Genomic DNA, 14,979 nt, shown 5'->3' with positions numbered 1-14,979 from the left:
ATGCGTGTCGGATACGATCGGCCACTGTACATCCTGGCCTTCGATCACCGGAGTTCCTTCGAGGAGCTCGCGGCGAAAGCCGGTGTGCCAGAGAGCGAGCGGGCAGCCAAGATCAGTGAAGCAAAGCGTGTCATTTTCGAGGGCTTCATGGTAGCGGTTGACCGTGGGGCTCCACGTGATGCAGCAGGAATTCTCGTTGACGAGCAGTACGGGGCCGACGTCGCGCGAGCCGCACGAGAACGCGGCTACATTCTCGCGATGCCGGTCGAAAAGAGCGGTCAGAAGGTGTTCGATTTCGAATATGGCGAGCAATTCGGTGAGCACATCCTCGCGTTCGATCCGACCTTCAGTAAAGTTCTGGTCCGTTACAACCCCGATGACTCGCCGGAAACGAAACGCATTCAGCTGGAGCGGCTCAAGCGACTCCACGATTGGCTACGTGAACGCGAACGCCGCTTCTTGCTCGAGTTGCTGGTTCCAGCGACGAAAGAACAACTGGAGGCTGTCGGAGGTGACAGTGAACGATACGATCGCGAAGTGCGACCAGAACTCACGCTGCAGGCGATCGACGAGTTTTATGCAGCGGATATCGTTCCGGACATTTGGAAGATCGAAGGGCTCGATCGTCGAGAAGACTGCGAACGAATGGGTGCGAAGGTTCGAAGCGGTGGGCGCGATGCAGTGAGCTGCGTGGTGCTCGGTCGCGGGGCTGATGCTGCGCGCGTCGACCATTGGTTGCGCATGGCAGCGGGGGTTCCCGGATACGTCGGTTTCGCGATCGGTCGCACGCTCTGGTGGGACGGTGTCCAGGGGTACTTGAATGGCACGCTGACGCGCGAGGTTGCCGCAGAGAAGATCGCAGCGAATTATCTGCGAGCGATCGACCTCTACGTGTCAGCAGCGCGCGCTCCTGTGGCGTGACCATTTCCCCGATGATCGAAAACGGACGAGAAAGAAGAGGGGCCTGACTGTTTCGAGAGGAGCGGGCCCCTCTGCTCGTTCAATAGAAAAAGCCGGCTCATCTGAGCCGGTTACTGTTCTAGTGCCGAGGGGCGGGATCGAACCGCCGACACCGTGATTTTCAGTCACGTGCTCTACCAACTGAGCTACCTCGGCTCACCGTGCGAGGCGACGTTCGTGGGCGATAGAGGACTCGAACCTCTGACTTCCACGGTGTAAACGTGGCGCTCTACCAACTGAGCTAATCGCCCGCGATATGGTGCCGAGGAAGGGATTTGAACCCCCACGCCCTTTCGGGCACTACCCCCTCAAGGTAGCGCGTCTGCCTATTCCGCCACCTCGGCACACTCCTGCCGCCTCGGCAGCAACTATGAGTATAGTCATTGGCACCCCGCTGTGTCAAGGCTCGTCGCTCGGTGCGAGCGCTCGGAGTCAGCGGTAACCCTGTTTGCTCTCAGGTGTGACAACCGTGTCCGACCGAGCACGAAGTTGCCCGGAAAACTCGACTTCTGGAACATCACGCGTGAGATCACGCGACCGAGCCGCGCTCGGTCGCTCGCTTCGTCCCTCGTCGCAAGACGCCTCACTCGCGATGACCGATCATCCAACTACTCTTGACAGCGTCTAATCTGTTGTGCTATTTTGGACGGTGTCTAGTGAGGTGCGCCGGACGACGAGACGTATCGGTGATGAGATGGACCACCGCCAGTCCCTCCTAGTCGAGCGGTTGCGACGCGCTGGGCTGCGGGCAACGAGACCGCGGCTCATCATTCTCGACGTGCTCGAACAATCCAGCGGTCACCGATCGATCGATGAACTTTTGGGCTTACTGCGAGCTCGCGGTGTTCGCCTACCACGGGCGACGGTTTACAACGTCATTCGTTCGCTCGTCGCAAACGGTCTCGTTATGGTGGCTGACACTGGGCCAGGACGCATGCTCGTGGAACCAGTGCATAGCTGGCATCACCATTTCGTTTGCCGCGAATGCGGTGCCGTACTCGACGTTCCTTGTGTCGTTGGAGCGAAGCCGTGCCTCCAGCCTGATCTTGCTGGTGCTGAGGTCGATGAAGCACAGGTGATCTGGCGTGGACGCTGTCCACGTTGCGTGGAGAAGTCACGACTGGAAGGGGGCCAGCATGACCGCGGGGCAGAACGTGGTGCGCGGCCCTCCGGAGACCGCACGGACAGAGGTCACCCAGACAGTTCTGACCAAACGTGAAAAGGGGATGAGGAGGGAGAACCATGTACCTGCGCATCGATCGCTTGCAGATCGAGTTGCCGCAGCCAAAGGAAGCTGACCCGAACGCAGCCGCAGCGGTGCAGGAGCTACTCGGTGGGCGATTCGGCGAGATGTCTACGCTGATGAATTATACCTACCAGTCCTTCAATTTCCGGGGGCGCGATAAGCTGCGACCGTACTATGACCTCATCGCGAATATCGCCACCGAAGAACTGGGGCATATCGAACTCGTGGCGGCAACGGTGAATCTGATGTTGACTGGGACGACGAAGCCGGGCGATCCGGAATCCGCGCCGCTCTCTCCTGCAGTCAATCTTCGGAATACGCATCACTTCATCGGGACGGCGCAGACTGCGTTTGTCGGTAACTCGATGGGTGCATTCTGGCATGGTGATTATGTGTTCTCCAGCGGAAATCTCGTCCTTGATCTCTTGCATAATTTCTTCCTCGAGTGCGGTGCACGGTTACACAAGATTCGTGTGTACGAAATGACAACGAACCCGGTCGCACGCGAAATGATCGGGTATTTGCTCGTCCGTGGCGGAGTGCACGCAACCGCATATGCCAAGGCGCTCGAGACGCTCACTGGTGTGCAAGTGACCAAACTCCTGCCCATCCCGAACATCGAGAACAGCAAGTTTCCGGAAGCTCGCAAGTACGAAGCGATGGGCGTTCATCGACGGCTCTATCGCTTCAGCCCAGAGGACTATCGTGAAATCGCGAAGATCTGGCGTGGGCCGGCTCCAGCTGGCGATGGGGACTTGGAGGTGGTGGACGGACCGCCAGCGGGTGGACCCGTCCCTGACCTGCCTGAAGTGCCGGAGGAGTTCGCACCAGGATTGGCGCCGGAGGAGATTGCGGAAATCGCTAGGAAGCTCGCGGCTGGCTGATGACGCATCTTTCTCGCTGCTCACCACGGTCGAAGGGGCCGGTCATTGGACAGGCCCCTTCCTCGTTCTCGCCTCCGAGTTTCACGCGCCCGAAGTCGTATCCTGGTCTTCCGGATAGACGACCCGGAGGTGGAGTTCGCGCAGCTGCCGCTCAGCGAGTGGCGACGGCGCTCCGAGCATGAGATCCTGTGCTCGCTGGTTCTTAGGAAACGCGATGACCTCGCGCAAGGACGATTCACCGGCCAGGATCATGATCGTTCGGTCCAGGCCGGGTGCCATGCCTCCATGCGGTGGAGCGCCATACTCGAATGCCCGCAGGAGATGCCCGAAGCGTCGCTCGATCTCGGTGTCATCGTAGCCCATGATACTGAAAATCTTGTTCTGGACCTCGCGGCGATGAATGCGGATACTTCCGGTACCGAGCTCGAACCCATCTGCGACGAGATCATAGGCCTTCGCCCGCACCTTGCTCGGATCGCTGTCGAGAATCGGAAGATCCTCATCCCGCGGGCTGGTAAACGGATGATGCATCGCTTCCCACCGCTGTTCTTCCTCGTTCCACTCAAACAATGGTGGATCGATCACCCAACAGAAAGCATGGACGCTTTCGTCAATGAGCTTGCGTTCCCGGCCAACGTGGAGACGAAGGCGTCCGAGTATCGTGGCAGCGGTGTCTTCGGCATCGGCAACCAAGAGAACGAGATCGCCCGGCCCCGCCTGCAAACGCTGGGCGAGTGTAGCGATCTCGTCCTCGTTCAGGAACTTGGCGATGGGAGAACGTGCGATGAGACGGCCGCTGTCCTGTTGGAGAGCCAGCCAAACGAGTCCCTTGGCACCGAAAGAGCGTGCGATCTCGGTAAGCTGATCGAGTTGTGAACGAGGTGCATCGGCGAAACCAGGAACGGCGAAACCCCGGATGACACCCCCTTCAGCGAGAACGCTTCGAAAGACGCCGAAACTGGTGTTCTGAAAGACCGACGAAACGTCATCGATTTCTAGACCGAAGCGAAGATCAGGCTTGTCGCTGCCGTACCGTCTCATTGCCTCCTCGTAGGTAAGGCGTGGAAATGGTTTCGCTTGCAGGGGTTTGCTGGCAAAGCGCTCGAACATCTCCGTATACAACCCCTCGATCAATTCGAGGACGTCCTCGACATCGACGAAAGACATTTCGAGATCGATTTGGGTGAACTCCGGTTGCCGGTCGGCTCGCAGATCCTCGTCACGCATGCAGCGAGCGATCTGGTAATAGCGGTCGAAACCGGCCACCATCAAAAGCTGTTTCAATTGCTGTGGCGATTGCGGCAACGCGTAGAAGTGACCAGGAAAGATTCGGCTGGGAACAACGTAGTCTCGCGCTCCTTCTGGCGTACTCTTGATCAGCATTGGTGTCTCGATCTCGACGAAATCTCGCTCCTCGAGGTAATGCCGAATGAAGCGAACCACCTGATGCCGGAGAAGAAGATTGCGCTGGAGGCGAGCACGTCGCAGGTCGAGATAGCGGTATTCGAGCCGGAGCGACTCGTCGACGTCCGTTTCCTCGGCAATGGGGAACGGTGGCGTCTTTGCTGGATTGAGGATCTCGATCTGATCGGCGAGCACTTCGATTTCGCCGGTGGAGAGAGCGGGGTTGATGGTTCCCTCCGGACGGGCGACGACTTGGCCGGTCACTGCGAGGACGTATTCAGCGCGCACATGTTCAGCTACCTCATGAGCAGCACTCGAGTGCGCCGGGTTCGCGACGACCTGGGTTATACCGTAACGGTCTCTCAGATCGAGGAAGATAAGTCGACCGTGGTCGCGCCGACGATGAACCCAGCCCTTCAGTGTGACGGTGCGTCCGATATGCTGGCGGCGGAGTTCACCGCAGGTCGTGTAGCGACGAACTGCGCGCGGTTCCGTGGAAAGGATGCTCTCTCCCATCGATCACTCCTTTCGTTGTGCACGTCACGCTGCATTCATGTCTGGTGGGCCTCGTTCTCGGTGAGGAGGTCCTCTTCCAGTTCGAGGGTCCAGCGCCGAAGCACCGACTCGGCATCGATTCCGGCTTCTGATGCCTGCAGCACTGCGTGTAGGAGTAAGGCGAGGATTCTCTCCTCCGACCTCTCGGTGAGCTGACGCACGATTCGCTCGCGCAGGTCAGCATAGCTGCCCGGCCTTGTCCGCGCGAGTCGCGCGAGGAGTTGCTGCGCGCGGACGAGTGCTGGCATCGTGCGAGGGTAAAGGGGTTTCGTCCGACCCTGTTCTCCGCGTTCGGCTGCCTTGATCTCGTCCCACCGGGCGAGGACGGCACTCGCTGATTCGACGCGAGCTTGCCCGAAAACATGGGGGTGACGTCGAACCAGTTTTTCGATAACTGTGCCGACAACATCTTCGTAAACGAAGGCTCCTCGCTCTTCGGCGATCTGGGCGTGCAGGATGACTTGGAGAAGGACATCACCGAGTTCTTCGCACAGCGCGTCGTCATCGTCCTCCTCTATGGCGTCGAGCGCCTCGTACGTTTCTTCGAGGAGGTAGCGGCGCAGACTCTGGTGGGTCTGTTCGCGATCCCACGGACATCCCGTCGGTGAGCGCAGACGAGCCACCACCTGCTGCAACGCTTCGGTCACGCGTGCATCCAGTACATCGATGGCCGGCAGAAAGACAGCAGTTGCTGCATCGTAGGGGTAGCGGTCGATTTCGTAGAGAGGAAGCACCTGGACCGCGGCGTCGATGTTTCCGGCATTCCGTACGACAGTCACTTGGACATCCTCGGGATAGATCCGAGAAAGGACGAGCTTGGCTTGCGACGCCACATGGCGATCGTACATCTGACCGATCAGTGCGGGACGGAGCGGTGAAAGGGGCAAACGTCCAGCCGCAAAGGGGCTGCTCTCCAGGCAACTCACGAGTTCGAGCGCGTCGACGATTTGGATTTGGTCGGCCAAGGGGTCGAGACGAAGGATCGGCAGCACGGCATCGATGAAACTGAGGCCAGGAATGATGGCGATCTCGATGCCGTGCAGCGGTGCGTCGGTGAGCAGTTGGCGAACCGTGGCCTCTCCGACCAGGGGATGTCCGGGAACGGCATAGACGAGTGGAGCAGTGCGGGCCTGGCTGAGGACGCGTCGGGCGATTTCCGCGTAGAGTTCCGTAAAAGACGTCGCGCTCTCGTAGAGATCGTCACAACTGTCCCATGATCGGCTCTCTGCGAAGCAGTTGACGATCGGATGTTGGCGGGTGCGCAAGAGAACCGGTCCCTCGTCGAGGGCTGCTCGTGCGGCCAGCGTCAATGCGTCCAATGGGCCTGGCCCGAGCCCGACTATGGTCAGACGTGCTGGCAGTGCCATCGCCTCGTTACCGCTGTGTCTGGCCAGACGAAGCGTTGCCGAGACTGAGGACCGCGAGGAAGGCCTCCTGTGGGATGTCGACGCTCCCGATGCGCTTCATGCGGGCCTTCCCCTCCTTCTGCTTCTCCAAGAGTTTCCGCTTGCGTGTTACGTCGCCGCCGTAGCACTTGGCGAGAACGTTCTTGCGGATCGCCCGGATCGTCTCGCGGGCGATCACGCGGCTGCCGATCGCGGCCTGAATAGGCACATCGAACAGTTGGCGTGGGATCAGTGTCCGCAGTTTCTCGACGAGTTCTCGACCGCGCGCGTAGGCCTGGTCGCGATGACAGATGAGCGACAAGGCATCGACACGTCGCCCATGCACGAGGATATCGAGTTTCACCAAGTCGCCCGCACGATAGCCGAGGAATTGGTAATCCATCGACGCGTACCCTTGCGATCGTGACTTGAGCTGGTCGTAGAAATCGACGATGAGTTCAGCGAGCGGGAGGTCGACGAGCAGGCGAACGCGGTCTTCGCCAAAGTACTCCATTTCGACGAGTTCGCCACGTCGACTCGTCGCGAGATCCATGAGACCACCGATGTAACGGGTTGGGGTGAGAATCGTGAGGCGCGCCCACGGCTCGCGGATTTCTTCGATCTCACCTGCTGGTGGCATTTCGGAGGGAGAATCGATGACGACGATACTGCCATCACGCTTCCGGACCTCGTACTGGACACTGGGTGCAGTAGCCAGGAGCTCGAGTTTGTACTCGCGCTCTAGCCGTTCTTGGATGATCTCCATGTGCAAAAGGCCGAGAAAGCCACAGCGAAAACCGAAGCCGAGTGCCTCGGAGGACTCAGGCTCGAAAACGAGCGCCGCGTCGTTGAGATGCAGCTTCTCGAGAGCGTCCCGCAAAGCCTCGTATTCGTCACTGTTCACTGGATAAAAGCTCGCGAAGACCATCGGTTTGACAGGTCGATAGCCTGGTAGCGGTTCGCTCGCTGGACGCAGCGCGTGCGTGATCGTGTCACCGACCTGGCAGTCGCGCACGACCTTGAGTCCGGTCGCCACATAACCCACTTCGCCAGCAGCCAGCTCCTCGACCGGTGTCATGAGGGGCCTGAACTGCCCGAGTTCCAACGATTCTCCCACGACGCCACTGGCCATCATGAGGATGGGGTCGCCTCGACGAAGGGTTCCATCGACGACCCGAACGTAGGCAATCACACCCTTGTAGGGGTCGTAGTGCGAATCGAAAATGAGTGCGCGCAGCGCTGCTGTCCGGTCACCCTGCGGCGGTGGGATGCGCTGCACGATCGCCTCCAAAATGTCCTCGATGCCAGTTCCTTCCTTGGCTGAGGCGAAGATGATTTCGTCAGGGAGCAACCCGAACTGATCCATCAGATCCTGGGCCACCTGCTCGGGTCGAGCATTGGGGAGATCGATCTTGTTCACGACTCCGATAATGGTGAGCCCCAAATCGAGCGCGAGCATGCCGTGCGCCAGTGTCTGGGCTTCGATGCCCTGTGACGCGTCCACGACAAGGAGGGCTCCCTCGCACGCGGCGAGACTGCGCGATACTTCGGCGGAAAAGTCGACGTGTCCAGGCGTATCGATCAGGTTCAGGATATAGTTCTCCCCGTCACGCGCACGATAGTGCATACGAACGGCTCGTGCCTTGATGGTGATCCCTTTTTCCCTTTCGAGATCCATAGAATCGAGAATTTGCTCTACCATTTCGCGATCACTGACTGTTTGAGTGAACTCCAGTAAGCGATCCGCCAACGTCGACTTGCCATGGTCGACGTGCGCGATGATGCTGAAATTGCGAATGCGACTCTGCTCGTTCATCGGTACCCGAACAACGCCTCCGCGGCAATGTCACCGATCAAGTATACCGGTCCGAACTCGCCTTGCCGGAGCTCGCCCGTACCGGATGAGTCGGTCGAGGAGGGCGAGAGTATCCGGCTGACGAAAAACCAGGAGGAGCGTCAGGTAGGATGCGAGCAGAGCGGTAAGCGTGTAGACGAAGAGGGCGAACTGCGTGACGGATCGACCGTGCGAGGGATCGGTGGCCTGGGCCAGCGGTCCGGAGAAGAGCACGGATACGACCGCCAACAGGAGTATCCCTGGTATCGCTCGCCCGAGTTCTCGCAGCGTGGGCACAAGCGACATGCCGGTTCGCCGCTGGACGAGGACTGCGAGCACCACCATCTCGACGGTCGTGGCGATGCTCAGACTCAGTGCCAGTCCCCGATGACCCATTGGCTGGAGAAGGAGCGCGCTCGATAGGAGATTACAGGCAACCGCGATGCCTCCAGCGATGACGGGTGCCGTGCTGTCTTTGAAGCTATAAGACAAGCGCGTGAGCAGCTCGACGACAGTGAAGGCGATCAGGCCAGGTGCGAACCAACGCAGGGCTTCAGAGACGAGTGTCGTCGATGTCGCTGTAAAGGCACCGAACTGAAAGAGCGTTTGGACGATACTCCGATCGAACGCAGCGAAAAAGACGATTGCTGGCGTAACGAGTAAGACAGCGGAGCGGAGTGCTCGGCCAAACAGCTCGCGAAGCTCAGCGAGCTGCCCATGGGTGCGGTACTGGCTCAGCGTCGGGAGGAGAACAGTGGCGACACTGAGTGCGACGATCCCGTAGGGGAGCAGAAATATCTGGTAGGCATACTGTAGGGCAGCGATCTGCTGTTGACCGATTCGTGAAGCGAAGTTCGTCAGGACGACGATATTGGCTTGCATGGCGACCTGAGCGAGCAACCGCGGTCCGAGCATACGGGCGACTTCGCGGAGACCGGGAACGTGGCGTTGGATCATCGGTCGATAGCGCCACCCGGTGCGGCCGAGTGCCCATAACTGAAAGGCAGCGTATGCCCCCGCTCCGAGCACGACACCGAGCGACAATCCGTAAACTCCCCAGCGTGGGGCAAGAAGGAGTGCTCCGAGGATGATCCCGATGTTGTAGAGCAGGGGCGCGATCGCCGGTTCGGTGAAGCGCGCCTCCGACTCGAGCATGGCTTTGGCTGCCGCGCCGATACCTAACAAGAGCGGGGAGAGCATGAGGAAACGGGTGAGATCCGCTGCGAGCGCGCGCTCACTCGGTGGTAATCCCGGTGCCACGATACTGCCGATCACAATGTCCGCTATCAGGAAGATCACCAACCAAACGAGAAAGAACAAGGCGAGCGAGATCGTCAGCAGCGTGTTGGCGAGTGTCCAAGCTGACCGCACCTGGCGCCGAGCGAGAAGTTCGGCGTAGACCGGAATGAAGGCTGACCCGAACGCTCCACTCATCACGACGAGGAAGACCAGGTCAGGGATGCGGAACGCGGCGACATACGCTGCATAGTCAGGCGATGTACCGAAGCGGGCAGCGATCAACACGTCGCGCGCCAGTCCAAGCATGCGGCTTGCGACGAAACACGCGGCAACGATCACGGTTGCGCGCGCAACACGCTGGGGCGTCGTTGTCGTGGTCGCGGCGTCTGCCATCTGCCCCTCAATCATCGGGGTTATCTTAGCCCCTTCCGCTCTCCTCGTCGGATGCGACAGGTGGAAGGGAAGACTGAGTGGGCAGACAACCGAGTCCGAAATGACGTGGGGAAAGATGGTGCAGTGACTCGGCCGAGGGACAGGGTTCGTGTTAGACTCGTGCGTGAGACAATGGAGCGATCGGACCAAGCCGTCGATGGTGTTCGAGGGGGTGGATAGCCTTGCCAAACACAAAGTCTGCAGCACGAGCATTGAGGCGATCGGAGCGGCGCCGGCTCCGCAATCGGATGTGGCGATCGATGGCACGAACCTTCATCAAGAAGGCGCGTAAGCTGATGGAAGCCGGCGACCTGGAGGCTGCTGCACGCGTGATCGGTGATGCTATTTCGACGTTGGATCGTGCGGCCGCTAAAGGGGCGATTCACAAGAACAATGCAGCCCGCCGGAAGTCGCGCTTGATGAAGCGTTTCAATGCACTGGTAAAGGCGCGCCTCCAGCAGGGACAAGAGCAGTCGACCTGACGCACCTAACGTTCGAAACGGCGAATCTCTGGCCGCACTCGTTGTGCGCCCGCTAAGAGTGTGACAGCGAGTGCGGCTTCGCTGTCGATCACTATCCCCCGCTTGAGTGAGGCATCGATGGCGCGGAGCGCTGCGAGCATCGCCCCAGCGTTCATGGACGATCGTGTCGAGAGTATGCGGCGGACCTGAGCGATCCGTCGGGCGGAGAGCCCGGTAGCCGCGGCGACGGCATCCGGCGAAAGGTGCGGCAGTATCTGAGCCGCAAAGAGCGCTTCGAAGTGGCTGGCCAGCTGCGCCAGCAGAACATCAGGAACAGCGTTCGTGTCGAGCGCTCGTTCCAATTCTCGCACGATGGCTGTGGCATCTCCGCGGTTCAATGCATCGATGAGTGCCCATTCGAGTGGTGCGTCATCCGCAGCGACGAGTTCACGCACAACGGCAACGCGGATCATCTTTTCCGGATAGACGGCGGTCGCCAGTTTGGCCAACTCCTGATCGACCCGTGCCAGATCGAGTCCGGCTTGCTGGTCGCTCTGGCTGCCAGCGTGCTCCCGTCGCCTCTGAAGAGCAGTCGGGTCGATGGCGATGACGAGTTCTTCGGCGGCTGCAGGCTCGATCTCCACACCGTAGGAGCGGGCACGCTCAGTTACCCACTCGATGAGTTTTTCCCCTATCGGCACATTGCAATCGACGAAGGTGACGGCATCGCCGAGCGCGGCACGCAATTGATCGAGGACAGCTGGCGGCAAGGGTGGCTCGAGCGAAATGACGTGACAGCCTGAAGGGAGAGTGGCTAATGCGTGGACAAGATCAGGATCGAGCTGCTGTTGGCGGATATGATCTGCGAGCAGGCACTCGGTGATGACCAAGCGCTGATCGAGAAAGAAACCGGGAGTCCGAGCGGCCGCCATGATCGTCGGAATGGGCGTGCCGCGGGGAAACCGTACGGTCGCCAGTCCTTCTGGATCTTGTGAGATCCGCAGCTCGGCGAGTTCTCGTTCGCGCCGGAACTCGCTCTCGCCATGGAGCACAGTCAGCACTCGTGCTTCCCTTCTCATCGCTATCAGTGTATCGTCGATGTGCCGACCAGTCTCGAGCGAGTGCGATGAGAAACCGGGTATTCAAGAGGGCCGCCATTCTCGCAAGCCTCGTTTCTTGGGTGTTCTTTCTCGCCTCAACGGGTTCCGCGCAAGGAGCGCGCCCTTTCGGTTTACCGTTCGCTGAGCCTCCGGGATTGTCGACATGGTTCGTCTCCCAGTGGTACGGGAACACGGTGACCGCATACTGGAACCAGCGCGTTCTGTATGCTGGTGGACAGGGACTCCACTTCGGTATCGATTTCGCCGCGCAGTGCGGCACCGTGGTACGGGCGATCGGTGAGGGCGTTGTCGTTGCGATCGATGGTCCATACGGAGCTGGTCCGCATAATCTCGTTCTCGCTCATCCGAACGGTTACCGTTCCCTCTACGGGCATCTCCTCGAACGGCCACCGCTGGAGATCGGTCAGCGTATCGACCGCGGTGATCCGGTCGGATTGGTTGGTGCCCCAGTCGGTTCGACCTGTGACCAAGCTCCCCACCTGCATCTGGAGATTCGGGATGTGACCATGCGTCGGGCCTACAATCCTGTGCACTTGATCGAGGCTGATTGGCGAGGGCTCACGCTGGGCTTGTCGCTTCCTGGGCAGCGTTTCGTCCTCTGGTACGGTGATCCAACGCTCTGGCGTACCCTATGGGATCAACCAGAGATCGACTTTGGAGGGGTAGCGCGCAATGCGTGGCAGGACGTTTGGGCACCGTAAGGAATTCATGACGGGGCTCTTGTTGGGGATGATGATCATCGCGCTCAGCGTAATGCTCACCCACCCACTGCCCGGTGAGCGGTACGGTGCTCCCAGCACATCGCTCGCCCAGGTTACCGAGGTCGTTCCACCGCAGTCGCCGCCCCAAGAGACAATTGCGAGATCAGAGTCGAGAGCACCCCAAGATGAAGACACTTCACCGTCGGAAACCCGGTCGGTCTTTCCCCGAGAGCAGGCTCCGCAGCGGGTGAGCACCCTCGCAGTCGCGGAGTGTTGCGGACCGTTCGTGTGGGCAGGACGCGACTGGCTGCTGGTTTACGATGAGCAGCCGTACCCCGGGGCGTGGCTCGTCAATGTCGTTTCAGGAGAGCGACGATGGATCGCAGCGTGGTTCGGTTTGCCAGCTGGAGACATCATCGCGGTCCGGAATCCCCACAGTCGAAGGACGGAGCTGTACTCCTGGGACGGTACTGTGGAGGCAAGCATCGATACAGGGGAGTCGCTGGCACTCCTGGATCCGACCGGACGATGGGCGGTCTGGAGCGTCGTCGAAGAGCAAGCGGTCCCGAGTTCAGCCGTCAGCCGCGTCGCTCGCCTGTTCGTGCTCGATCGGTGGACTGGGGAGACGCGCACTCTCGGCAGGTTGCGCGTCTCCACCTTGGCATGGACAAGCGATGGATCACGACTTCTGCTCATCGGCAGCCTACCTGACGGAACTCGTCTGGGAGTGTGGCGCGTGACTCCAGCCGAGGGAACGGTGGATCTCATCGTTCCTGGTCACTTCTACACGAACCTACAAGTGATTTCTGGTACACACACCGCGCTCGTGACACGCGTTCTCTCAGGCGACCCCGAAGAAGACGGAGTTTGGCTGATCGAGGTCGATCGGGGTACGGTGCGACGCGCTCCCTTCGTCTTGCAGTATCGAGCGGCCCGAGAGTTCGTCTGGGTCTTGGAGTTGGGCAAGGAACGCGATCGAGTATTTGGCTACCGCTGGCCGGATCTCGAAATCTGCGTGCAGCATGAACTCGGGGGGCATGTGCTCGGGGATGCGTGGGAGATCGAGCCAGACAGTAGCTGGATCGCCTACTGGCGAGAAGAGGATCGGCGTGTCATCGTGGAAGCGCTCGAAGCGTGTTCCTGTCATCGATAACCACGGAAACGTTCGACGAGTCGGTGTGGAAGTAACGGCTGAAGGAGAGCGACATCTCGTGAAGATACTGTTCCAGTCAACCAAAGCAGCGCGAAGTAGGATGGAAGAGCGAGAACCATGGCGAGCGGCAGATACTCCAGCGCCAACCAGACTATCGCTGATGCGCTGAGCACAGCTGGAATGGGGCGCCAGAGTATGACCTTCCAAGCGATCGGGCCGAGACTCTCCTCGAGAGCTCGTCGCAAAGCGAGCAGCAGAACGATTTCGGTCAGCACCGTCACGACAGCTGCTGCTCGATAGCCGAACAGGGGAACACCTGTTAGGTTTCCTAAGAGGTTGAAGATCGTGGCTGCGATGTAGGCTGGAGCGATCGCCCGTTGGCGATCGGCGGCGATCACCGCGTACTGAGCGATACCGTTCAGGAAGTGCAGAGGGGTAAACCAGATCAAGATACGGAGCGTCTCGGCAGCTTCTGGTAAGAAGGCTTGCCCGCCGAGAATCCGAATGAAGAGCGGCGCTCCGATGAGCGTCACGAGGACGATGAGCCAGCCGGTCAGCACGAGGAATTTTGCGCCGAGTTCGAAGCTGCGACGACGGTCGTCGCCGGATTGACGGGAGAGTAGGGGAAAGACTGCGAGCACGAAATAAGAAGGTATGAGAGGTACGAGATTCGGCAATTTGTAGGCAGCATCATAAATGCCGAGACTGTACGTCCCGTCGAACGCCTGAATCACGAATGTGTCGACTCGGAAGAAGACCGTGATCAGGAGGCCATTGAGGAGCAGTGGCCAAGCACTTTTTGCCAAAGAGCGCCATTCGTCGAGAGAGCAGACCCACTCGATGCGCATCGCTTGCCGATTGATGGCCAAATGAAAAGCAGCCGCATTGCAGATAGCGGCGATCACTGCTGCTGCAGCGATGCCGGGAACGCCGAGACCGTAGCCGAGGGCGAGAAGCCCGCTCGCGAAGCGAATCAGATTGGTGAAGATGGTCAAGATAGCGGGCAGGTGCATGCGCTCGTAGCCAGTGAAGACGGAGTTGATCGCTTCACTATAACTGGCTGGGACGATCGAGATCACCAGGATAACGATCGCCGTCAGGCTGGCTGGCGAGAGTCCGAGCCAATCTCGCCCAGTGGTGACCAGTGCTCCCACGAGCGGGAGGAGACAGAGGAGGACCGCCCAGCGGAAGAGGGTGGTTGTGCCGACCAGACGCCCTGCTCGTTGTGGGGTACGCGCTACCTCACGGGCGACGAGAATGCTCAAACCGAAGTCAGTGATCGTCTTCAGGTACAGCCAGGTCACGCTGGCGATCGCGTACTCGCCATTACCTTCAACGCCGAGAATCCGCAAGGCGATAGCGGCGAAGACGAGATCGACAGCACGATTGACGAGTTGTGCAACCAAGGGAGTCGCTGAGTTAGCGAGAATCCGACGTGCTTGATTGGCAGCGAGACGTTCCAGACCCACGGTTCCCGAAGCAGCGAGCCCGAAAAGGCCGACAAGGCCAACTGCGAGAAGAGCGAGAGGAAGCCAGAGCGGAAGCAGCGGGTCAAGTTGCCAGGCGCGGATGGTCATGGTCGATTCTCCGACTAACCGGAATGT

12 protein-coding genes and 3 tRNA genes are annotated in these 14,979 nt (G+C 59.9%); 6 read left to right on the top strand and 9 right to left on the bottom strand.

Translation table 11 applies throughout. The features are described from left to right. Entirely contained in the window at positions 1-921 is a 921-nt protein-coding gene (locus tag TRD_RS03945; RefSeq protein WP_041436533.1) for a 2-deoxy-5-keto-D-gluconate 6-phosphate aldolase domain-containing protein, read from the top strand. A 122-nt stretch (positions 922-1,043) separates the two neighbouring features. Here TRD_RS03945 and TRD_RS03940 read toward each other — a convergent pair. The 3 genes from TRD_RS03940 to TRD_RS03930 all read right to left on the bottom strand — a co-directional run bounded on the left by TRD_RS03940 (position 1,044) and on the right by TRD_RS03930 (position 1,304). Beyond that, positions 1,044-1,116 (bottom strand) — tRNA-Phe (locus TRD_RS03940). Between the two features lie 22 nt (positions 1,117-1,138). Then, positions 1,139-1,211: transfer RNA gene (locus tag TRD_RS03935), tRNA-Val, on the bottom strand. A 6-nt stretch (positions 1,212-1,217) separates the two neighbouring features. Further along, positions 1,218-1,304: transfer RNA gene (locus tag TRD_RS03930), tRNA-Leu, on the bottom strand. A 350-nt stretch (positions 1,305-1,654) separates the two neighbouring features. On the opposite strand from TRD_RS03930, the gene TRD_RS15335 reads away from it, so the two are divergent. Both TRD_RS15335 and TRD_RS03920 read left to right on the top strand, forming a co-directional pair. Then, positions 1,655-2,179: a Fur family transcriptional regulator gene (locus TRD_RS15335; RefSeq protein WP_081433400.1), complete on the top strand. Its 525-nt coding sequence runs from the start codon at positions 1,655-1,657 to the stop codon at positions 2,177-2,179. Positions 2,180-2,202: 23 nt separating this feature from the next. Then, on the top strand, positions 2,203-3,090 hold the full coding sequence (locus TRD_RS03920) for a manganese catalase family protein (RefSeq protein WP_012642239.1): 888 nt from the start codon (positions 2,203-2,205) through the stop codon (positions 3,088-3,090). Between the two features lie 81 nt (positions 3,091-3,171). Here the strand turns inward: TRD_RS03920 and aspS are convergent, their stop codons facing one another. From aspS to murJ, 4 genes are read right to left on the bottom strand one after another with little or no spacing between them, the layout of a single operon-like run. Next, positions 3,172-5,010 (bottom strand): aspartate--tRNA ligase, encoded by a 1,839-nt coding sequence (gene aspS / locus TRD_RS03915; protein WP_012642238.1) that lies wholly within the window; start codon positions 5,008-5,010, stop codon positions 3,172-3,174. Positions 5,011-5,045: 35 nt separating this feature from the next. Next, positions 5,046-6,416 (bottom strand): MazG family protein, encoded by a 1,371-nt coding sequence (locus TRD_RS03910; protein WP_012642237.1) that lies wholly within the window; start codon positions 6,414-6,416, stop codon positions 5,046-5,048. Between the two features lie 7 nt (positions 6,417-6,423). Continuing rightward, the gene (gene lepA / locus TRD_RS03905; RefSeq protein ID WP_012642236.1) at positions 6,424-8,250 is read right to left on the bottom strand and encodes a translation elongation factor 4; all 1,827 of its coding nucleotides are present in this window, start codon (positions 8,248-8,250) and stop codon (positions 6,424-6,426) included. A 30-nt stretch (positions 8,251-8,280) separates the two neighbouring features. After that, positions 8,281-9,900, bottom strand: a complete 1,620-nt coding sequence (gene murJ / locus TRD_RS03900) for a murein biosynthesis integral membrane protein MurJ (RefSeq protein ID WP_012642235.1) — start codon at positions 9,898-9,900, stop codon at positions 8,281-8,283. A 221-nt stretch (positions 9,901-10,121) separates the two neighbouring features. Here murJ and rpsT point away from each other — a divergent pair, with 221 nt between their 5' ends. Beyond that, positions 10,122-10,421 (top strand): 30S ribosomal protein S20, encoded by a 300-nt coding sequence (rpsT, locus tag TRD_RS03895; protein WP_012642233.1) that lies wholly within the window; start codon positions 10,122-10,124, stop codon positions 10,419-10,421. Positions 10,422-10,426: 5 nt separating this feature from the next. Here the strand turns inward: rpsT and holA are convergent, their stop codons facing one another. Next, positions 10,427-11,461, bottom strand: a complete 1,035-nt coding sequence (holA, locus tag TRD_RS03890) for a DNA polymerase III subunit delta (RefSeq protein ID WP_012642232.1) — start codon at positions 11,459-11,461, stop codon at positions 10,427-10,429. Positions 11,462-11,694: 233 nt separating this feature from the next. On the opposite strand from holA, the gene TRD_RS03885 reads away from it, so the two are divergent. Together TRD_RS03885 and TRD_RS03880 are read left to right on the top strand one after the other, a co-directional pair. Further along, on the top strand, positions 11,695-12,222 hold the full coding sequence (locus tag TRD_RS03885) for a M23 family metallopeptidase (protein ID WP_012642231.1): 528 nt from the start codon (positions 11,695-11,697) through the stop codon (positions 12,220-12,222). A 247-nt stretch (positions 12,223-12,469) separates the two neighbouring features. Continuing rightward, positions 12,470-13,375 (top strand): hypothetical protein, encoded by a 906-nt coding sequence (locus TRD_RS03880; protein ID WP_143714620.1) that lies wholly within the window; start codon positions 12,470-12,472, stop codon positions 13,373-13,375. Here TRD_RS03880 and TRD_RS03875 read toward each other — a convergent pair. Further along, the gene (locus TRD_RS03875; RefSeq protein ID WP_012642229.1) at positions 13,366-14,952 is read right to left on the bottom strand and encodes a flippase; all 1,587 of its coding nucleotides are present in this window, start codon (positions 14,950-14,952) and stop codon (positions 13,366-13,368) included. The two genes, TRD_RS03880 and TRD_RS03875, sit on opposite strands and share 10 nt — an antisense overlap. Positions 14,953-14,979 lie beyond the last annotated feature (27 nt).

It is taken from the genome of Thermomicrobium roseum DSM 5159 (genome assembly GCF_000021685.1).
In the GTDB taxonomy this organism is placed as follows: domain Bacteria; phylum Chloroflexota; class Chloroflexia; order Thermomicrobiales; family Thermomicrobiaceae; genus Thermomicrobium; species Thermomicrobium roseum.
This window is presented reverse-complemented; position numbering and strand designations above follow the sequence as displayed.